Source organism: Hyphomicrobiales bacterium (assembly GCA_016710435.1).
Classification (GTDB): Bacteria; Pseudomonadota; Alphaproteobacteria; order Rhizobiales; family Aestuariivirgaceae; genus Aestuariivirga.
This window is the reverse complement of record JADJVV010000001.1, coordinates 1,666,352-1,686,548: the sequence shown is the minus strand read 5'-3', so window position 1 is coordinate 1,686,548 and position 20,197 is coordinate 1,666,352. Positions and strand designations below refer to the sequence as shown.

Annotated in this window: 15 protein-coding genes; 6 read left to right on the top strand and 9 right to left on the bottom strand. The window is 62.0% G+C overall.

Annotated features, from left to right (window positions below; all coding sequences use genetic code 11):
- A complete protein-coding gene (locus IPM06_08160) occupies positions 1–1,668 on the top strand; it encodes an iron ABC transporter permease (protein ID MBK8770389.1) in 1,668 nt (555 codons plus the stop codon).
- On the opposite strand, the gene IPM06_08155 is transcribed toward IPM06_08160, so the two are convergent.
- Positions 1,665–3,656 (bottom strand): acetoacetate--CoA ligase, encoded by a 1,992-nt coding sequence (locus IPM06_08155; GenBank protein ID MBK8770388.1) that lies wholly within the window; start codon positions 3,654–3,656, stop codon positions 1,665–1,667. The two genes, IPM06_08160 and IPM06_08155, sit on opposite strands and share 4 nt — an antisense overlap.
- Positions 3,657–3,702: 46 nt before the next feature.
- Here IPM06_08155 and IPM06_08150 point away from each other — a divergent pair, with 46 nt between their 5' ends.
- Genes IPM06_08150 through IPM06_08140 form a run of 3 tightly spaced genes read left to right on the top strand, consistent with a single transcriptional unit; the run spans position 3,703 to position 6,580 of the window.
- Positions 3,703–5,532 (top strand): hypothetical protein, encoded by a 1,830-nt coding sequence (locus IPM06_08150; protein ID MBK8770387.1) that lies wholly within the window; start codon positions 3,703–3,705, stop codon positions 5,530–5,532.
- A gap of 2 nt (positions 5,533–5,534) precedes the next feature.
- Complete coding sequence (moaE, locus tag IPM06_08145; protein ID MBK8770386.1) at positions 5,535–5,990, top strand: molybdopterin synthase catalytic subunit MoaE; 456 nt, start codon at positions 5,535–5,537, stop codon at positions 5,988–5,990.
- On the top strand, positions 5,987–6,580 hold the full coding sequence (locus IPM06_08140) for a thermonuclease family protein (GenBank protein ID MBK8770385.1): 594 nt from the start codon (positions 5,987–5,989) through the stop codon (positions 6,578–6,580). The genes moaE and IPM06_08140 overlap by 4 nt, the downstream gene beginning before the upstream one ends.
- Positions 6,581–6,583: 3 nt before the next feature.
- Here the strand turns inward: IPM06_08140 and IPM06_08135 are convergent, their stop codons facing one another.
- The 6 genes from IPM06_08135 to IPM06_08110 all read right to left on the bottom strand — a co-directional run bounded on the left by IPM06_08135 (position 6,584) and on the right by IPM06_08110 (position 13,251).
- Entirely contained in the window at positions 6,584–7,624 is a 1,041-nt protein-coding gene (locus tag IPM06_08135; protein ID MBK8770384.1) for a Gfo/Idh/MocA family oxidoreductase, read from the bottom strand.
- Positions 7,625–7,737: 113 nt separating this feature from the next.
- Positions 7,738–8,526 carry a ThuA domain-containing protein gene (locus tag IPM06_08130; GenBank protein MBK8770383.1) on the bottom strand — a complete coding sequence of 263 codons (789 nt, stop codon included), beginning with the start codon at positions 8,524–8,526 and terminating at the stop codon, positions 7,738–7,740.
- A complete protein-coding gene (ugpC, locus tag IPM06_08125; GenBank protein MBK8770382.1) occupies positions 8,523–9,536 on the bottom strand; it encodes a sn-glycerol-3-phosphate ABC transporter ATP-binding protein UgpC in 1,014 nt (337 codons plus the stop codon). Before ugpC ends, IPM06_08130 begins: the two co-directional genes overlap by 4 nt.
- Position 9,537: 1 nt before the next feature.
- Positions 9,538–10,671 (bottom strand): carbohydrate ABC transporter permease, encoded by a 1,134-nt coding sequence (locus IPM06_08120; protein MBK8770381.1) that lies wholly within the window; start codon positions 10,669–10,671, stop codon positions 9,538–9,540.
- Positions 10,672–10,684: 13 nt separating this feature from the next.
- Positions 10,685–11,701 carry a sugar ABC transporter permease gene (locus IPM06_08115; protein ID MBK8770380.1) on the bottom strand — a complete coding sequence of 339 codons (1,017 nt, stop codon included), beginning with the start codon at positions 11,699–11,701 and terminating at the stop codon, positions 10,685–10,687.
- A 194-nt stretch (positions 11,702–11,895) separates the two neighbouring features.
- Positions 11,896–13,251, bottom strand: a complete 1,356-nt coding sequence (locus IPM06_08110) for a carbohydrate ABC transporter substrate-binding protein (protein ID MBK8770379.1) — start codon at positions 13,249–13,251, stop codon at positions 11,896–11,898.
- A 254-nt stretch (positions 13,252–13,505) separates the two neighbouring features.
- Here IPM06_08110 and IPM06_08105 point away from each other — a divergent pair, with 254 nt between their 5' ends.
- Positions 13,506–14,537 (top strand): substrate-binding domain-containing protein, encoded by a 1,032-nt coding sequence (locus IPM06_08105; GenBank protein ID MBK8770378.1) that lies wholly within the window; start codon positions 13,506–13,508, stop codon positions 14,535–14,537.
- A gap of 7 nt (positions 14,538–14,544) precedes the next feature.
- On the top strand, positions 14,545–15,360 hold the full coding sequence (locus IPM06_08100) for an alpha/beta hydrolase (GenBank protein ID MBK8770377.1): 816 nt from the start codon (positions 14,545–14,547) through the stop codon (positions 15,358–15,360).
- 2 nt (positions 15,361–15,362) lie between these two features.
- Here IPM06_08100 and IPM06_08095 read toward each other — a convergent pair whose 3' ends face one another.
- Positions 15,363–15,557 carry a DUF1127 domain-containing protein gene (locus IPM06_08095; GenBank protein ID MBK8770376.1) on the bottom strand — a complete coding sequence of 65 codons (195 nt, stop codon included), beginning with the start codon at positions 15,555–15,557 and terminating at the stop codon, positions 15,363–15,365.
- 942 nt (positions 15,558–16,499) lie between these two features.
- A complete protein-coding gene (locus IPM06_08090; GenBank protein MBK8770375.1) occupies positions 16,500–20,066 on the bottom strand; it encodes a DUF4011 domain-containing protein in 3,567 nt (1,188 codons plus the stop codon).
- Positions 20,067–20,197 lie beyond the last annotated feature (131 nt).

Here is a 20,197-nt window from a genome sequence, read left to right as displayed (position 1 = left end):
ATGGCCGTTCGTGCAACGGAAGGTCCGGCCGGTCAGCGCCGGGTGACGTCGCCCTTGCGCATGGCGGCTGTTCTCCTGTCGCTACCCCTGTTCCTGCCGCTGGTGGCCATTCTCTTCCTCGCCCTCACCGCCGACAGCAATGCCTGGCCCGATCTCCTCGGCAGCGTGCTGCCGGGCATGGTCCAGCAGACGGTGCTGCTGGCCGCCGGCGTGACACTTGTAACGCTTGTCACAGGCACCGTGATGGCGTGGCTGGTGACCTTCTACAATTTTCCGGGCCGCAACCTGATGAAGTGGTCCGCGATCCTGCCGCTCGCGGTGCCCGGCTACATCACGGCCTTTGCCTACGTGGACTACTTCTCTTTCGCCGGCCCTTTCCAGACTGCGGTGCGCCGGATGATGGGTTGGCAATCGCCAGCGGAAAGCTGGATTCCCGAAATCCGTTCGTTGGGCGGCGCCATTTTCGTCATCGCCTTTTCGCTTTACCCTTACGTCTACATGTCGGCACGGGCGGCGTTCCTCAAGCAACCCATGTCGCAGCTTGACGTGGCGCGCACGCTGGGCCGTTCACCGTGGCGCGCCTTCCTGCAGATCACCCTGCCTCAGGCGCGGCCTGCCCTTGCCGTTGGCGCTTCGCTTGTCATCATGGAAGTGATGAACGACATCGGTGCTGTGCAGTTCTTCGGCATCAACACGCTGACCTATGGCATCTATTCGACCTGGCTGGGACAGGGAAACCTGGGGGCGGCGGCGCAACTGGCCTTTGTGCTGCTGCTCGCCGTCGCGGGGCTGATCGGCTTTGAACACCTGATGCGGCAGCGGGATACGCTGTCGCGTGGTGCGCGGGCGCATTCTCCCATTCAGCGGATACGGCTGCGCGGCACGGGCGCGGCACTGGCTTTCGCCGCGCTGTTCGTTCCCATTCTCCTCGGATTCGGCATTCCCGTGTGGCTGCTGCTTCACTACGGCTGGCGGCGCTTTGCCGACCTGCCATCGTCTGCGTTCTTTTCGGCCATGGGCAACTCGCTGCTGCTTGCAGCGCTGGCCTGCGCCGGGACGGTGCTGCTCGCCCTTCTCTTCGGCCACGCGACACGCAACCACGAGAACCCCTGGCTCAGCCGCCTCACGCGCTTTGCCAGCTTCGGCTATGCGCTGCCCGGAACCGTGCTGGCCATCGGCATTCTCATTCCCTTCGCCTTCCTCGACACGCAAATCAACGCGGTGGCGAAGGCGCTGTTCGGAACCATGCCGGGGCTCATCCTCTCGGGCAGCCTGGTCGCCCTGGTCTTTGCCTATGTGACGCGCTTCCTCGTCATTGCCACCGGCACCGTCGATGCCGGCTTCCTCAAAATCTCGCCACATCTCGACCAGGTGGCGCGGACGCTTGGACGGAAGCCTTTCGCGGTGTTTCACGAAATCCACCTGCCGCTGCTGCGCCCATCGCTCGTCACAGCGACGCTGCTCGTCTTCGTGGATGCGTTGAAGGAGCTTCCCGCCACGCTGCTGTTGCGGCCCTTCGACTTCGACACGCTGGCCACCTTCGTGTTCACCAGCGCGTCCCTGGGGCAACTGGAAGAAGCGGCGCTTCCCGCCTTGTCGATTGCCTGCGCGGGATTGATCCCCGTGTTCATCCTGTCACGCAACCTGCGAGACCCGGCGCAGGGCTAGGCCGACAGGTCCGGCAGATTGGCGTAGAGATCGAGCGCTTCCGGATTGGCGAGTGCTTCCTTGTTTTTCACGGCACGGCCATGCACCACTTCGCGCACGGCAAGTTCGGTGATCTTGCCAGACTTGGTGCGTGGAATATCAGCGACCGCGATGATCTTCGCGGGCACATGGCGGGGCGATGCACCGTCGCGGATCGCCTTCTTCATGCGCGCCACCAGATCGTCGGTGAGTGCAACACCGGGCTTGAGGCGCGTGAACAGGATCACGCGCACGTCACCCTGCCACTCCTGACCGATAGCGAGCGCTTCCAGCACATCGGGAATGCGCTCGACCTGGGCGTAAATCTCCGCCGTGCCGATCCGCACGCCGCCGGGATTGAGCGTGGCGTCGGAGCGGCCGTGGATGATCATGCCGCCGTGCGGCGTGATTTCGGCAAAGTCGCCGTGGCACCACAGGCCTTCGAAGCGGTCGAAATAGGCGGCGTGGAATTTCTCGCCGGTGGGGTCATTCCAGAACATGACCGGCATCGAGGGAAAGGGTTGCGTGCAGACGAGTTCGCCCTTTTCGCCAAGCACGGGGCGGCCCGCGTCGTCGAACACATCCGCCGCCACGCCCAGCATCGGCCCCTGGATTTCGCCCGCGTAGACAGGTTCATCAGGATTGCCCCCCACGAAGCAGCCGCAGATGTCGGTGCCGCCTGAAATGGAAGCCAGTTGCACATCGGCCTTCACACCATCATAGATGAATGCGAAGCCTTCTTCCGAAAGCGGCGAGCCCGTCGACATGACGCTCCGCAACGTCCGGAGCTTCAGGTGATCCTTGGGCCGGAAGCCCGACTTGCGTAGGCTGTCGATATATTTGGCCGACGTGCCGAAGTGGGTCATGCCCTCTTCCTCGGCATAATCCCAGAGCACGCGCTCGGCAGGATGGAAGGGTGAGCCATCGAAAAGCAGCAGGGTGGCGCCCGCGGCAAGGCCGCTCACCAGCCAGTTCCACATCATCCAGCCGCAGGTGGAGAAATAGAAGACGCGGTCGCCGGGCTTCACGTCGGTGTTGAGGACATGCTCCACCAGATGCTTGAGGAGAATGCCGCCATGGCCGTGCACGATGCATTTGGGCACGCCGGTCGTGCCTGACGAATAGAGAATGTAGAGGGGATGGTCGAAAGGCAATTGCGCGAAGGTGACGGGTTTCGGCGCGATGCCGCGGGTGAGGCTCGCGAGCGCAATGCCGCCGGGAATGGCCGCTGCGACGGCGTCCGCCGTGCCGGCATAGTCGAAGACGATGACCTTGCTGAGCGAGGCAATCCGGCGGGCGACCGATGTGATCTTGTCCGCCATGGAGAACATCTTGCCACCATAGAAATAGCCATCGCAACAGAGCAGCACCTTGGGTTCGATCTGGCCGAAGCGGTCGAGGATGCCGCGTTCGCCGAAATCCGGCGAGCAGGAAGACCAGATGGCACCGAGCGAGGCACACGCGAGCAGGCCCACCACGGCGGCGGGATGGTTGGGAACGACGGCGCAGACGCGGTCGCCCTTTTCGACGCCCAGCCGCTGCAGGGCCTGCTGCAGCTGCGAGACCTGCTCATTGAGGCCGCGCCAGCTCACGACGCTCCGTGCGCCTGTCTCCGCGCGGAAGATCAGGGCGGGTTCATCGCCGGTGCGGCGCAGAATGTTTTCCGCATAGTTGAGACGCGCCTCCGGAAAGAACCCCGCGTGGGGCATGCGGCCGGGATGGGCGATCACGATGTCACCCTTGGCACTCGCCTTCACCTTGCAGAAATCCCAGACTGCATCCCAGAAGGCGGGTGCCTGCTGCAGCGACCAGGCCTGCACAGCGCGAAACCCTTCAAGCGCCACGCCGTGACGGCCGCGGACGAAGGCCTCGAAATCGCGCAGGTTTGCGGTGGCGCGGCGGGCGGAGGTGGGCGTCCAGAGCGGCTCATTGGTCATGGTGGTTCTTCGGTCCTGTGAGGGCTTGCTCATATCGCCTGCCTTGAAACAGCCGCAAGGGGTGCGGCATAAGAGGGTGATGCGGCGTTCCCTCCGTTCCATTCTCCTGGCCGTCCCTGCGGCGCTGCTCGTCGTTGCGGGCGGCACGGCGATCCTGCTGCCGCAGCTTGCCGCGTCGCGCCTGGCGGCGCGGGCCGAGGCCAGGCAGGGACTCACGATGACCGTGGACGGACACGCGGGCCTTTCCTTTTCCGACGGACTGGCCGTCACTCTCGACAACGTCACATTCATGCGGGGCAGCAAGCAGGGCGTGCCCACCCTTACCGTCGGCCGCATCATCGTGCCATCGCCCCTGGCGCAGCTGGGCGGTCAAGGTCTGCGGCGCATCCGTCTGATCGACCCCGTCTTCACCTTCACGGCATCCGACACCAAAAATCTCGCCGAGAGCGATACCGCGTCCGCGACGGCGAAGGAGACGGTGAAGCCCCTCAACGTCAGCATCGAAAACGGCGCGGTGAAGGCAGCCGATCCACAGCATAACCTGGCGCTTGCCATCACCGACATCTCGGGCGAGATCACGCAGGTGGAGTCTGGCGCGCTCGAAGCCGGCCTGCGCGGTTTGTTCAATGGCGTGGCAACCGAGCTTGCCCTGTCCGTCGATGATGTGCGCCGCCTCGAACAGCGCGGTTCACCTTCCGATGTGACGCTCACCAGCAAGGCCGGACAGGTCGTCATGTCGGGGCGCCTGCGCTTTACCGGGGCCCTGCAATTCGATGGCAGCGTTTCGGCGGAGGCGCAGGACACACAATCATTCCTGTCGTGGATGGGCGTGGCGCTCTCCGGCTTTGCCGATGGCGTGCCGCTGGCGCTGGATGCGGGCCTTTCGATCGCACAATCACAGGCGCGCTTCAGCAACCTCGCCTTCTCGCTGGGCGGCATGCAGGCCAAGGGCAGCGTGGCCTTGCAGGCCGCAGCCCCGCGGCCCGCCTTCAAGGCCGATCTCGCCTTCAACACCGTGAACCTCAACATCTATTCCGCCCATGGTCCCGCAGGAGACGCGCCGCCGCCTGACCTGACGCAGGAGTGGCGCGAAGCATCGCTGCCGTTCAACGATCTCAAGGCGGCTGATGCGGAAATCGCCATCACCACCGACGAGATGACGGCGGGCGCGGTGAAGACCGGGCCCACGGCATTGCGTGCCACGCTCACCGATGGAGCGCTTGTGGCCCACGCAGAGACACAGGCTCTGTTCGGCGGCAAGGGTGTGCTGGACCTGAACCTGCGCCATGGCGACGGCACACAGATGAAACTCGGCCTCGATGTCACCGGGGCCACGGCCAAGGATTTTCTCGGCAAGGCTTTCGGCGTCACGTTCCTCTCCGGCCCTGTTGACGTGAAGGGCGACCTCAGCGCTTCGGGCTCCAGTCCGGCACAGCTTGTGTCGACGCTGGCCGGGACGGCCCGCGTTGCATTGCGCGACGGCGAGGTGGACGGCATCGATCTTGCCAAGCTCGCAGGTTTTGTCAGCACCGAAGACATCCAGGGCTGGGGCCTGTCGCAAGGCTCGGCCACGGCGGTCAGTTCGGCCTCCGCCACGGCCACGTTCAGTGATGGCATTGCCACGTTGTCCGAGGCGCGCCTCACGGCGGCGGGGCTTTCTGCAAAGATCGACGGAAACGTCGATCTCCTGCGCCGGGCCGTCAATCTTGTGGTGACGCCGGAAAAGGGCGTGCCCCTTCCTGTGGCGGCGAAGATCAAGGGGCCTTGGGAAAATCCCAAGCTCTCGGCGAAGCTCGACGTCGATGGCGCATTGCGTGGCAGCGACGGACTTGACGATGTCGTCGATGGAGTTGCCAAGGATGCCGCGAAATCGGCTAAGAAGGCGCTGAAGAAACTTCTGGGCGACTGACGCTGATGATCCGGGTGCAGGAACAGGCTTTCGATGCGGGCCGGGAGCTGATGGCTTTCAAGGCCGGCAAAACGCATGTGGGGGGCACAGCCCTGTTCGTGGGCTCCGTGCGCGAAATGAACGAGGGCGCTGCCGTTTCCGCCATGACGCTCGAACATTATCCGGGCATGACAGAAAAGGCACTGGCGGCCATTGAGGCCGAGGCACGCGGGCGCTGGCCGCTGGACGATGTGCTCATCATCCACCGCTTTGGCCGCATGCTGCCGGGCGACGACATTGTTCTCGTGTTGTGCAGTTCATCCCACCGGGAAGCTGCATTCGAGGCCTGCCAATTCCTGATGGACTGGCTGAAGACCAGAGCCCCCTTCTGGAAACTTGAAGAGGGTGGGGGCGCGCCGCGCTGGGTGGATGCGCGCGAGAGCGATGATTGGGCGGCGTCTCGCTGGAGCAAGACGTGAGGGCAGGCGCGCTGGCCGCCCAGTGGGCCACGGTTCTTGTCCTGCTCGCGCTCTTCGCCGCCATTGCCTATTGGCGGCCGCAATGGGTTTCGGGCGAGGTGAGTTCACGGCCCACGCAAGATCGTCCGGCAGGTGGGCGCTATCACGCCATTGATGGCGACAGCTTCACGCTCGGCGACAGGGAAATCCGCCTGCACGGAATCGATGCGCCGGAATACCGCCAGACCTGCCGCGCCGGAGGCGGGAAGATGGTGAACTGCGGAAAACTGGCGCGCGATGAACTCTCCCGTCTCGTCGGCAGCGGCACGGTGACATGCCGTGTGATCGAGCGCGACCGCTATGGGCGGCAGGTCTCGGACTGCATGGCGGGCGAGACCAACATCAACCGCGAGATGGTACGGAACGGGTGGGCCGTGGCTTACCGCCGGCACCTCGATGGCCTGGATCTCATTCGCTATGCCAAGGATGAGCAGGACGCGCATGCGGCCCGGCGGGGAATCTGGCAGTGGGTCTTCGAAACGCCCGAGACCTACCGCACGCACAACCGCGCCTTCCAGGGCGGGCTCGGTGGCACGTTCAAGGACGATTGAGCGTCAGACCTTCACAAGTCCCGCGCCATCATTGTCGAAGCAGAGGTCCAGCACGCGCTGCAAGCCCGCGGCGTGACGGAAATCCGGTTCGAGATTCTTGCCTGCGGCAATGGCGTTGATGAAGCGGCGGTAGTTGGTCTCGACCGGTTCCGCCTTGATCGCCCGCCAGGCCATGGTGTTCACGTCCTCGCCCGTGCAGGCGCGAAGTTCGGTCCAGCCTTCGAAGTGCTTCACTTCAACCGCGCCCTTGTCGCCATGGATGCGCAGGTGAAGCTCGTTGTCATGGCCTGTCATGAAGCGCGAAGCCTGGATGATGCCAAGCGCGCCATTGGCAAACTCGACCGTCATCACGGCGGAGTCGTTGGCATCAAGGGGATATTCGCCGATCTTGTCACCGTCCGCCTTGTGGAAGGTCTTGAGGCGGGGCTGCACGGCCACCAGTTCGGATGAGCAGCCGAAGCTGGCGAAGTCGAGAATGTGAATGCCCACGTCGCCAAGTACGCCCTTGGAGCCGTGCTTCTGCGAGAGGCGCCACAGCCACATGGGCAGAGTCTTCCAGTCGCCCCAGTGATTGCCCACCAGCCACGACTGGCGGTAACTCGCCTCCACATGGCGGATGCGGCCCAGCGTTCCCTCCGTCACCAGCCTGCGGGCGACGTGGAGTGCAGCGACGTTGCGGTAAGTGAGGTTCACCATGTTGATGACGCCCGCCTTCTCCGCCGCACGTGCCATCTCATCGGCAAGAGCGAAGTTTTCGGCGAGCGGCTTTTCGCACAGCACATGCTTGCCGGCCTTGAGCAGCTTCATCGTGGTTGGGTGATGGATGGCATCCGGCGTCACGTTGGTGGCGGCATCGAAGCCGCCCCAGGCAATCGCCGCATCCAGGTCTTCGAAGCTCTTCGCCATGCCGTAGGCCTTGGCAAATTCGGCGGCGCGGCCCGGAACGACATCGCAGGCGCCGACGAGCTCCACACGCGGGTCCAGCGCGAAGGCGGTGGCATGGGCCTTCGCCATGCCTCCGGTGCCGAGGACAAGAAGTCGGATGGGCTTGGTCATGGACGTGAACTTTCTCAAATTTCACTCACTCCATCGGCGGGCATGGCCCGAAGATGGAGACTGGTTGGCCGGATCACGCCCGGCCAGGGAGGATGTTGTGTTTATCTGTAACCTTCTTCGCCATCCTCGTGCAGGCGGGGGCCCTTCACTTCGAGAGGGTATGGCGCCTTGTCGTGGGGCACGTTGGGAGCGGCGTGGATGCCGGTCCACGGCTTCGAAGGATTATAGGCCCAGCGCGTGGCGTTCTTGATGACGCGCAGCACATCGGGATTATGATAGGTCGGATAGGCTTCGTGGCCGGGGCGGAAATAGAAGATGTTGCCGGCGCCACGGCGATAGGTCACGCCGGAGCGGAATACTTCGCCGCCTTCGAAATGCGAGATCATCACGGTTTCCAGCGGCTCCGGAATGGAGAAGGGCTCGCCGTACATCTCCTCATGCTCGATGCGGATGCATTCCGGCAGGCCTGCCGCGATGGGATGGTTCGGGTTGACGATCCAGACGATTTCCTTTTCGCCCGCCTCGCGCCATTTCAGCGAACAGGGCGTGCCCATGAGACGCTTGAAGATCTTCGCGTAGTGCCCCGAGTGCAGGACAATGAGGCCCATGCCCTCGAACACACGCTTCGCCACGCGCTCGACGATCTCGTCCTTCACGTCGCCGTGGGCGGCATGTCCCCACCAGATCAGGACATCCGTGGCGGCGAGGCGCTTCTCGGAGAGGCCGTGTTCTTCATCGTCATCGAGCAGCGCGTGATCGACAACGAAATCCTTGTCACCCGCGAAGGCCTTCTTCAGAGCGCCATGCATGCCTTCCGGATACAGCGAGGCCACGAGCTTGTTCTTCTTCTCGTGACGGTGTTCATGCCAGATCAGTGTGCGAATGGTCATTTGTCTTCAATTCTCTTTCCGTTGTCATCAAAGCGGTGAACCTGGCCATTCATGGCCGTGAGGTGCACCTTGTCGCCCGTCTTTACTGCGGTGCGGCCGTTTTCGCGGGCGGTTATAAGGCCGTGCTCGGTGGCGACATAGACAAAACTGTCGCTGCCCAGCACCTCGGTATATTCAACGACACCCGCCATGCTGCCTGCCGAAGCCCTGGTCGAAATATCAACATGCTCCGGGCGCACGCCCAGCGTCGTGCACTTGGCCTTGGCGGCGGGAGCGCCCGTGATCAGATTCATCTTGGGCGAGCCGATGAAGCCCGCAACAAAGGTATTGCCCGGCCTTTCGTAGAGTTCCATGGGCGTACCCACCTGCTCCACGCGCCCTGCCTGCAGCACCACGATGCGGTCGGCCAATGTCATCGCCTCCACCTGGTCGTGGGTCACGTAGATCATGGTGGTGGAGGGCATGCCGCGTTTCAATTTTGCAATCTCCATGCGGGTCGCAACGCGCAAGGCCGCGTCGAGGTTGGAGAGCGGCTCGTCGAAGAGGAACACCTTGGCGCCCCGCACGATGGCGCGGCCGATGGCGACGCGCTGGCGCTGCCCGCCGGAGAGCGCCTTGGGCAGGCGCGTGAGATAGGGCGTGAGTTGCAGCATGTCCGCCACCTTGCCCACCCGCGTCTTGATTTCATCGCGCGCCACGCCCTGGTTTTCCAGGGCGAAGGAGATGTTCTCGTAAACGCTCATGTGCGGATAGAGCGCGTAGGATTGGAACACCATGGCGATGCCGCGTTTCGATGGCGGCACCTCGTTCACGACGGCATGGTCGATTTCGAGGGTTCCCGATGAAATGGATTCGAGTCCGCAGATCGAGCGCAGCAACGTGGATTTGCCACAGCCCGAGGGGCCGACGAAGACGATGAACTCGCCCGAGTTGATGGCAAGGTTCACATCCTTGAGGATATGCACGTCGCCGTATGACTTGTTGAGGTTCGTGAGCTTGATGTCGGCCATGTCAGCCTCCCTTCACAGAGCCGGCCAACAGGCCGCGGACGAAGTAGCGTTGCAGCGAGAAGAACACGAGCAGCGGCACGATGATGGTGATGAAGGCCGAGGCCGTGAGGATTTCCCAGTTGCCGCCGCGTGAACCCAGCAGCGAATTCAGCTGGTAGGTCAGCACCGTCTTGTCAGGCTCGGTGCCGAGGAAGACGATGGCCACCAGCAGGTCGTTCCATACCCAGAGGAACTGGAAAATGGCGAAGGATGCGAGCGCCGGGAACGACAGGGGCAGGATGATGCGGCGGAAAATCTTGAAGTCGTTGGCGCCATCCACCTGCGCGGATTCGATCAGGTCGCGCGGCAGGCCGGCGATATAGCTGCGCAGGAGATAAATGGCGAAGGGAAGGCCGAAGCCCGTGTGGGCGAGCCAGATGCCAAGGTAGGTCTTCGAGAGAAATCCGGACGCATTGTAGAGCTTGAGCAGCGGGATGAGCGACATCTGCAGCGGCACCACGAGCAGACCCACCACGACGGAGATCATGAATCCCCGCCCCGGGATCTTCATCCACGCCAGGGCATAGGCGGCGAAGGCGGCGATGAGGATGGGGATGATGGTTGCGGGAATCGTGACTGTGAGGGAATTGACGAAGGAGCGCCCGATGCCCTGCGAGAAGAGCACGTTTGAATAGTTCTCCGTGGTAAAGCGCGGCGGCACGGAGGTCATGTAGAAGACCCGCTGTCCCCGGCCGTCCTCGATCTTCACCGGCGATGCGTAAGTGTAGGCGCCATCGCTGTTGACGGTGAGCGTGCGGCCATCGTCGTAGGCGGCGGTCGTGCCTGCGGCGAATTCATCGGGTCTGGCGACCTTCGTTCCGAAGGCGGTGACGGTGCCGCTTCCCGTTTCGCTGCCGTCGAACAGGTTGCCGGTGATGACGAACTTGCTGTCCTGTTCCACCTGGGCCGCGGCATCCTTGGTGCGGGTCTGGGCGGAGCGCACGGTGGTGGTGAGTGCCGTCCACCAGCCTGATGTGGCGATCAGGTTCTTGTCACGCAGTGACGAGACCAGAAGGCCCGCTGTCGGAAACGTCCACAGGGCGACGATGACCAGCACTGCGAAATGCAGCGCGAAGCGGGAGGGTTCAAGGCGCATGCGTTGCAGCATCTCAGTGTCCTCCCTTCTGCTCGGCGTTGGCCTGACGGATGTTCCAGATCATGATGGGCAGGACCGCGACCATGATGATGATGGCGATGGCGGCACCCCGGCCGAAATCGCCACCGCCGCGGAACATCCAGTCGAACATGAGGTTGGCCAGCACCTGCGTGTTCCACTGGCCATTGGTCATGGTGAGCACGATGTCGAAGACCTTGAGCACCAGCACGGTGATCGTCGTCCACACCACGATGATCGTCGGCATGATCTGCGGCACCATGATCCGCCAGAAAATCTTGAAAGGTCCGGCACCATCGATCAGCGCGGCTTCGAGGGTATCCTCGGGCACACCGCGCAGCGCTGCCCCCAGGATCACCGTGGCAAAGCCTGTCTGGATCCAGATGAGGATCACCATGAGGAAGAAGTTGTTCCAGAATGGCATGGAGATCCACACCTGTGGCGCTCCGCCAAACCAGGCGACAATGGCGTTGAGAATGCCAATCTGCTCCTGGCCTTCGCCGCGGTAGTCATAGACGAACTTCCAGATCACCGAGGCACCGACAAAGGAGATCGCCATGGGAAGGAATATAAAGCTCTTGGCGACGGGTCCCCAGAGGATGCGGTCGGTGAGCACCGCGATGACGAGGCCCAAGAAGGTGCAGGCGGCGGGTACCACCAGAAGCCAGAGGAAGTTGTTGAAGATCGAGGTGCGGAAGCCCGTGTCGTTCATGGCCCAGCGGTAATTGTCCAGCCCTACGAAACCATCGCCTGCCTTGTCGTGGAAGGAGAGCCAGAGCGTCTGGAAAACCGGATAGATGAGATAGACCGTAAGCAGCAGCAGCGCCGGCAGGAGAAAGAGCCAGGGGCGGATGGTGGACTGGAGCTTGAGGTTGCGGATGGAGCGGTCGTCGTTGGCGGCCTTCACCGGCAGCAGCGCATCCAGTGCTGCGTTCGATCCCCAGAAATAGGCGAGACAGCCGCCGACACCGATCAGCACGGTTGCGAGGGCATAGATCAATTGGGCGATCATGGGTCACACTCCAGCCAGCACGAGAGGGGTGGCGTTGCGGGTCAGTTCACGCAAGACGGCAGAGCAGATAGAGGGGAAACGGCCAGCTGTAAAAGCCAGCCGCTTCCGTCCGGACTTCCGGGAGGAAATCGGAAGCCTTATTTTTGTATATGGACCGCCAGCAACCCCCGGATCACTGGCGGCCCCGGTTGGGACTACTTGATTTCGTCCCAGGCCTTCTGGATGGCGGCACCTGTGTCGGCGGCGGACTTGCCGCCGACGAAATCCACCATGCCTGTCCAGAAGGCGCCGGCGCCGATCTTGCCGGGCATCAGGTCTGAACCGTCGAAGCGGAAGGTGGTGGCGGAGGAAAGGATTTCGCCCTGCTTCTTCGCCGCGTCGTTGATGTAGGCGTCCTGGTTCACGGTCTTGAGCGGCGTCAGGAAGCCGCCGTCCTTCATGAACACCTCATGGGAGAGCGGCATCTTCAGGAACTCGATGAAGGCCCGGGCAGCCTTCGAGTCCTTGGTGATGGCAGCGAGCGTGCCCGCGCCCAGCACCGGCTTGCCGAGTTCAGGCTTGGCGGCATACGGCGGGAAGTAGAAGAAGTCCGCGTCCTCGCCCACCTTCGTTCCTTCCGGGAAGAAGGAGGGAATGAACGAAGCCTGGCGGTGCATGTAGCACTTGGGAGGCGAGGAGAAGAGGCCCTTGGGGCTGTCGCGGAAATCCGTCGAGGCCACGCCTGCCGCACCACCATCAACCAGCGCGTCATTCTTGGCGAATGAGCCGAAGGCCTCAATGGCGCCCACGACTTCCGGCGAATCGAACTTCAGTTCGTTGGTTACCCACTTGTCGTAATTCTCGGGCGGCTGGGTGCGCAGCATCAGGTCTTCCACCCAATCGGTGGCGGGCCAGCCCGTTGCACCGCCGGAACCCAGACCGATGCACCAGGGCTTTCCGCCGTCCTTGACGATCTGGTCCTGCAGGGCGACCAGCTCTTCCATGGTCTGCGGAATCTTGTAGCCCGCATCCTTGAAGTTCTCCGGCGAATACCAGACGAGGGACTTCAGGTCGGCCTTGTAGGGGAAGGCATAGAAATTCGAGGCGCCGTCCTTGCCCTTGTAGCTGCCCAGCGCCACCCACGAGGCACCTGCGCCGTAGTTGTCGGTGATGAACTTGGCATCGTCACCGGTGAGCGGCACCAGGTGGCCCTTGGCCGCGAGGTCAGCAAGCAGGCCGGGCTGCGGCAGGATGAGGATGTTGGCGGGGGAGCCTGCCTCGGTATCGATCACCGCCTGCTGCTCATAGTTTTCGGACGAGGAGTATTTGACTTCGGCACCGGTGGCCTGGCGGAAATATTCCAGCACGACCTGGATGTGGGCTTCGTCATCGCCGCGCCAGGGTCCGAAAATGGTGAGCGTCTCGCCCTTGAGGTCCATCTTCTTCAGGGCATCGAAGTTGTCCCAGTGGAACGGGCCTTCGCCGGGCTTGTACTTCAGGTCGGCGGAAAGAGCGGGGGTGAGGGTTGCCATGGCAAGCAGGGCAGCCGAGACGGCCAGACGCAGTTTCATCAGATTTCCTCCCTTTGATGAGCAATGCGAGCGTACTCCGCGCGCCAGGGACGGGCAATTTCCAAAGCGCTTTGGATAAATCATGGCTAGACTTGCATTGTGGCGGAGTCAACTGGAATTCTCAAAATAAGGATATGCAGCACAGGTTAAGTGTGCAGCGCAACATGGGTTAGCAGTCGCAAAAGATCATGTGTCGCCGGCAATTCAACTGTTCTATTGAAAGCGCTTTGGGAATGTGTGAGTGTCCACGCCCGATGAATCTCCGCACCCTTTCAAACCTGCTGCAGCTGTCACAGACCACGGTGAGTCGTGCGCTCAATGGCTTTCCCGAGGTTTCGGAAGAAACGCGGGCGCGGGTGCGGGCTGCCGCAGAGATGCATGGCTACCGTCCCTCCGCTGCGGCGCGGCGATTGGCGACGGGGCAGTCCGGTACGCTGGGGCTTGTGTTTCCGCGCGAGCGCAACATGCTTGCCGATCTCATCTTCACGGAGTTCCTGGGCTCCTGCGTCGAGCAGGCTTCCGACCTCGGCTATGACGTGACACTGGCCATGGCGCGGGGAGCACAGACGGAAGAGGCGGTGTACCGCCGCGCCGTGCGCTCGGCCCGTGTCGACGGCATGATCCTGTCGAGTCCGCTGCTCTCCGATCCACGCATCGAATTGCTGCGCTCGCTGGAGATGCCCTTTATCCTGCATGGGCGCACACGCGTGGAGGTGCCGCATGCCTCGCTCGACATCGACAACCGTGGCGCCTTCCTGCAGGCAACGCGCCTGCTGTGCGATCTCGGCCATCGCAACATCGCGCTCATCAATGGCGATCCCGCCTTCAATTATGCCGCCGACCGCGAGAGTGGTTTTCGCGAGGCACTGACCGGCAACGGTCTCGTGCCGCAGTATGCACTCATCACGGGCGCGATGATGACAGAGCGCCATGGCGAAGACGAAGCGGCCCGCATGCTGGCGCTTCCCGCAAGCGCACGGCCAAGCGCCTTCCTGTGCTCTTCCATTGCCCAGGCGCTGGGCGTGAGCCGTGTGCTGGCACGGGCCGGACTGCGCACAGGCAAGGACGTGTCACTCATCGCCCATGATGACCGCGTGGCGGATTTCCGCGCCGAAACCTTCGAGATACCGCTGACGACGACGCAATCGTCGATCGGTGCGGCGGGCAAGCGCGTGGTGGAACTGTTGATCCACATGCTGCGCCATCCGGCCGAGCCCCTGCCCCATGAGGTGTGGCCCGTCGATCTCGTGGTGCGCGCCTCGACAGGGCCGGCACCCGGGGTATAACGGCGGGATGATCCAGGATTTCGACGATGCCTATACCAATGGGGCCTACATTCCCGGCGGAGCTGACTGGCCCGCGCGCTGGACGGCCTCTGCCGAGCGCTTCCGTGAGCACCTGCCTTCGCGCTGCACCGCCGAATACGGCATCCCCTATGGCAGCGGTGAGCGCAACCGCTACGACCTCTACCTGCCGGAGGGCGGGCCCAAGGGACTGGCGGTCTTCATCCACGGTGGATACTGGATGAAGTTCCAGCGCAGCGACTGGTCGCATCTGGCGCAAGGGGCGCTGGGGCGCGGCTGGGCCGTGGCCATGCCGGGCTACACGCTGGCGCCCGAAAATTCGGTCAGCGGCATGACATCGGAAATCGCCCGCGCCATCACGGCGGTGGCGGCGCGGATCGACGGACCCATCCGCATCGCCGGGCATTCCGCCGGCGGGCATCTCGCCACGCGCATGATCTGCGAACCGCCACAGGTGCCGGAAGAGGTGGTCACGCGGGTGGAGCAGGTCATCTCGATCAGCGGCCTGCACGACCTTCGCCCGCTGATGCGGACCGCCATGAACGGAACGCTGAAGCTCACCGAACTGGAGGCGCGCAACGAAAGTCCCGCGCTACGGCGGCCGCGGCCGGGCTCACGCGTCATGTGCTGGGTGGGTGCGGCGGAACGGCCGGAATTCATCCGGCAGAACGATCTTCTCGCCAACATCTGGCATGGGCTTGGCATCGACATTGCGGCCCATCACGAAGCGGGCCGCCACCATTTCGATGTGATCGAGGATCTCACCGATCCGGCAAGCGCGCTCGCCCGGCTTTTCGCACCCTGATCTCAGAACAGGTCTGACATCACCGAGGCGCGGTTGAGGCCGATGTCCTTGAGCATGCGGTCATCGAGCTTGAGAAGGGCCCGGCGCGCCGCGCGGCGCACGGCCATTTCACGCAGGCCCGTGGCCACGCGCACGATGAAGGCGCGGTTCTGGCGGGCGGTGATGTCGTTGATCTGAAGCGTTGTCATTTGGTCCATCCATTGATCAGAATTGAATGGACGCGCTCCTAAAGCCCCGGCCCTGAGCCGCACCTGAAGCTGCTGTTCATCTCGGGTTCATGCGGGAGGAAAAAAGGGCTGGTGCTGCCAGAGAGGATCGAACTCCATCCGCATCCTATAAATTTCAATTTTTTCATATGCGAACAAGACGGTTGTACATTGGCTGGGAAAAGTGTTACTGAATTGCGGATTGAGAGTGGCCATCTTCAGTGGCCCCCCCCCCCCCCCCGCCCCCCCCCCCCCCCCCCCCCCCCCCCGCCCCCCCCCCGCCCCCCCCCGCCCGCCCGCCCCGCGCCCCGGCCCCCCCCCCGCCCCGCCCCGCCGGCCCGGCGCCCCCCCCCCCCCCCCCCCCCCCCCCCCGCCCCCCCCCGCCCCCCCCTCCCGGGCCCGCCCCCCCGGCCCCCGCCGCCCGGCCCCGCCCGCGCCCCGCCCCGGCCCCCGCGCCCCCGGCCCGCGCCCCCGCCGGCCCCCCGCCCGCCCCCCCGCCCCCCCCGCGCCCCCTCCCGGCCCCGCCCCGGCCTGCCCCCCCCCCGCCCCGCCCCCCCCCCCCCCCCCCCCCCCCCCCCCCCCCCCCCCCCCCCCCCCCCCCCCCCCCCCCCCCCCCCCCCCCCCCGCCCCGCCCCCCCCCCCCCCCCCCCCCCCCCCCCCCCCTCCCCCCCCCCCTCCCGGCCCCCCGCCCCCCGCCCCCCCCCCCCCCCCCCCCCGGCCCCCCCCCCCCCCCCCCCCCCCCCGCCCCCCCCCCCCCCCCCCCCCCCCCGCGCCTCCCCCCCGCCCCCCCCCCCCCGGCCCGCGTCTGTCTCTTCGGCTGAGGTGTAATGGCCCCGCACCCCCCGCCCGCGCCCCCGGGGCCCGCCCCCCCCCGCCCCCCGCCCCCCCGGCTTGGCGGGGGCCCCCCCCCCCCCCCCGAACAACTCCCACCCCTCACCACCCCGAAGGCCAGGCCATGCTATCCAATCCAGTCTGAGGTTTGCGAGGCCCATATCCAACTGACACAAAAATTACGTCACGTTCATCACCTTGCACTGTTTCAAGGTTCTTTACGAAAAGTGGTTCGTGCACAGAGTCCGTTACAAACTTTTCCAGTTTCGAATTCTGTCGCCGTTCGTTTTCCAGAAGGTCTTCGATTAGGGTTTTCTGAGCCATAGAGAACGTCACGACCCCTAGACTTCTCGAGGGAAATCTTTGGGCGTGATCCACAATAGCTTTCACCACCTCCCGAGCTTCAATCTCATTCCTGCGTGTGCCTCCACGATCGTAGGAACCGGAAACTCTGCGCGCAACAAACCCATCACGACCGCGGACATAGTTCGGAGAGGGAGGAAGAAAGAGATTATTCTCATAGAACTCTTGGTTCGAAACAACGATCAGAGAAGGATGACGAGAGCGGTAGTGCCACCGGAGCATGCGCGATGGAAGGCCTCTCGCCTCACACAAGGTTAGAATGCTCTCCATTTCAATGGCACTCGGCAGAACAGCAGCAGCGCTGTCCTCTTCGTCTTCGTCAATTTCTTCGTCGTTCATCATTCGATCGAAGAAACTCGTTGGGGGAAGCTGCTTTTTGTCGCCAACAACTGCTAACTGCCTGCAGCGCGCGATTGCTCCCAGCGCATCTTCGGGCTTGATCTGGCTGGCTTCATCCATCACCAGGAGGTCAAATGTTACCGATCCGGGCGGCAGGAACTGAGCCACTGAAAGGGGGCTCATAAGCATAACGGGCTTAATCTGCTGTAGAACACTACCCGCCCGCGCCATGAGCTTCCGGACGGGCATAAGACCACGTTGTCTTCCAATTTCTCCCCTTATGATGCCCATCTGTCCCATTGAACCCCGCGGCATCTCTTGCCCGTGTTTAAACAATATCTGTTTCGTGGCTAGTGAGAGCCGCTTGATATCTAGCTGTCGAAATTCCTCCACGAGTTTCGTTCTTTGTTGCCCTTCCAGCTCCGCCAGCCCCGGCCTAGTCTTTATAGCTCTGTTCCAGATGCCCTCGTATCTCAAGAAGCAGACGACATCACGCATCTGAGTCGGTAGAATCCGGCCAGACTCCACCTCCTCCAAGAGCCGCCCCGCGCCACAGTTCTCCATTGTTGCCAAAGCGCGACTTAGCTTGCACCAACCAACATATTTTTCGGTTGAGTTAGCAAGAGTTCTGAACTTCACCCCCAACTCATCTAGCGGGATCGACTGCACTTCCGCGCTGGACTGGCTGGGCCACGTCAATTGAATTTCACTAACGACATTTGTCGACAGAGTGAGCAGCTCTTCTCGCTCCTTCTCATAGATATCAAGAGAGCTCGTCACCGTTCGCACCGAACCTTGAAATCCGAATACGGCCGATGCCATTGCAGGTGGCAGTTTTTCCACAGTCGCAAGCCAGTCGAAGATCTCCATTACCGTCGACTTGTTAAGTCGTGCTTCCTGCCACGCAGTCCCCAGATGTTCTTGCAGTAGTGTCCCGGCGCTGCGAGCAAGCGGTTCCTTTTCTATTGCAGCAACCAGACAATCGAGTCGCTTCACCATTTCCAAAGGCTGTTCCGGAACAGGATTAGACGAGACCCGCCTGTATTCCTCGAGGGCACGCTTATACGAAGGCGACAATCGCCCAAGCATAGATCGGGATTTTTCTGCGATTAGATCGCGCAATGGGCGCGGTTCGATGTTGTAAACACTGTCGTTGAACCAAGCTGACACGCGACGAACTTCAACATCGAAGTCCTCAACCACATCAAAGCAATCCAATAACTTTTGACGACTTCCCCCCTGTCTCAAAGATCTCGGCAATTGGGCATCTGGCCAAGGACGCTTCTGTAATGCTGAGAGCACTTGAACAACTACGGCTGCGGACAAGAAAGTGTGTGGACCGGTTAGCGACAGCTCGCTGTAGAGTTTTTGAGTCTCTCGAGAAAATTCGATCAAGCGCTCTGCTAGTGCAGATAGCTTCGCTTGCCAGCGTTGAAGTTCCGACGGCTGAATGAGAACGTTCCCAATGCCACGCCACGGATGCTCCCTAGCCAATCCTTCACTAGCGACCGATTCAATATAATCAGAACAGGAATCTAGAATCTTGCGAAATTCGTCATTTGACCAAATCGCGGCCTTTTCTATCTCAAAATGAGGTGGCTTCACGCCTTGGGACGACAAGTAGACTTGCATTCCTAGCGCTTCGAAAGGTGTTGTTCCAGTGTCGTCGAAGACTGTGTTTAATAGATTGCTTTGCGTGTTGAGGGTATCACGTATAACCTGCAAGCGTTGCGGTAGCTCTCCCTCAGTTTGTTGAGGCAATGGCGTTGCCAGAGTCCTTCCTAACTCCTCAACTACGGCTTTCTTATTGGCGTTTCGGCTGTGTAGCTCCAGGCAGACTGGGGACAGGCCTACCTTTCGAAGGCGATCATGCACGACTTTGAGAGCCGCAATTTTCTCAGAGACAAATAAGACCTTCTTACCATCCATCACGGCTGCTGCGACCACATTTGCAATAGTCTGGGATTTCCCTGTTCCGGGCGGTCCTTGGACAACGAGGTCTCTGCCTCGTCTTATTGCCTCGACAACAAGTGCCTGGGAGCTGTCAGCGTCAACAACGTGGAAGGTATCTGCGGCTGGGATTATTTGGTCTACGCTTGCACCTTCGGGAAATAACCTTTCTTCCTCCGGAAAGCCATCATTCAGAAGTCCGCGGATAAGCGGATGTTTCGCAAGTTCATCGCCTTTCCATACATCTGGATCAAGATCATGAAACATAGCGATCTTGGTGAAGGAGAAGAAGCCCAGCGCAATTTGGTTTGGCCTAATGGTCCATCTTTCCTGGCTACGAATAGTATCTCCAACGGATTGAAAATATGCACTCGGCAGCCAGTTTTCATCTTCGGGAAGAGGAGGCAGACTTATGCCGAGATCTTGTTTCAGCCTTTCCTCCAAACCGATGTTGTGGGACAAATCCTGTTCCCTCAGCTGCAGCTTGTATGCAGATCTAACGTTGTCACGAACGAGTTCCACTGGAAGCAAGACAAGCGGAGCGTGACGAGGTTCCTGCGACTTTGGATCTTCAAACCACTGCAAGAAACCTAAGGCCAAGAACAGAATTTCTATGCCTTGCTCTTGCTCAACAGTCCTTGCGTCACGATAAAGTCCCGTTAGCCTCTTTTGCAATCCTTCGGGCGTCAGCTTGGTTTGGAGCTTCGTGTCGGTATAGCGACTTTCGTCAACGTCTTCCGACAATATGTCGGGCAAAAGCAAAATGTCAGAGTCTTCAGTTGCTGCTGAACTTGCCCTTCCAGGATCGAAAGACATCTTCCGCCCTTCTGAATACAGAATGCGAAAAACTTCATCGGAGAGTTCATCAAAAATCTCGATGGACTTTGCCTTCGAGCTTCCAATCGGAAAATTGACGAGCCGGTTCCTGTTGCCGGTGTCAATCAGCGCCCGCCTGTTTTGAAGTAGATGCCTGCGGATGATTGATGTATCGGTTGGGATGGTGTCGCGATCTGACATATCTGTGATAAAGCCGAATGTCCCCGCCCCCTGTATTCTATGTAGCTCAGATTCTTACGACTGAGATTACCTACGTCAACAATCTCGTCCCGAGTGCTACTGTTTGACTACAGCGCTGGCGTTCCTGCCGC

Coding starts and splice junctions, on each gene's coding strand:
- IPM06_08105 (MBK8770378.1), top strand. CDS start 13,506: ATGAATCTCCGCACCCTTTCAAACCTGCTGCAGCTGTCACAGACCACG.
- IPM06_08095 (MBK8770376.1), bottom strand. CDS start 15,557: ATGGACCAAATGACAACGCTTCAGATCAACGACATCACCGCCCGCCAG.
- IPM06_08110 (MBK8770379.1), bottom strand. CDS start 13,251: ATGAAACTGCGTCTGGCCGTCTCGGCTGCCCTGCTTGCCATGGCAACC.
- IPM06_08160 (MBK8770389.1), top strand. CDS start 1: ATGGCCGTTCGTGCAACGGAAGGTCCGGCCGGTCAGCGCCGGGTGACG.
- IPM06_08090 (MBK8770375.1), bottom strand. CDS start 20,066: ATGTCAGATCGCGACACCATCCCAACCGATACATCAATCATCCGCAGG.
- IPM06_08100 (MBK8770377.1), top strand. CDS start 14,545: ATGATCCAGGATTTCGACGATGCCTATACCAATGGGGCCTACATTCCC.
- IPM06_08115 (MBK8770380.1), bottom strand. CDS start 11,701: ATGATCGCCCAATTGATCTATGCCCTCGCAACCGTGCTGATCGGTGTC.
- IPM06_08155 (MBK8770388.1), bottom strand. CDS start 3,656: ATGAGCAAGCCCTCACAGGACCGAAGAACCACCATGACCAATGAGCCG.
- IPM06_08150 (MBK8770387.1), top strand. CDS start 3,703: ATGCGGCGTTCCCTCCGTTCCATTCTCCTGGCCGTCCCTGCGGCGCTG.
- ugpC (MBK8770382.1), bottom strand. CDS start 9,536: ATGGCCGACATCAAGCTCACGAACCTCAACAAGTCATACGGCGACGTG.
- IPM06_08130 (MBK8770383.1), bottom strand. CDS start 8,526: ATGACCATTCGCACACTGATCTGGCATGAACACCGTCACGAGAAGAAG.
- IPM06_08120 (MBK8770381.1), bottom strand. CDS start 10,671: ATGCGCCTTGAACCCTCCCGCTTCGCGCTGCATTTCGCAGTGCTGGTC.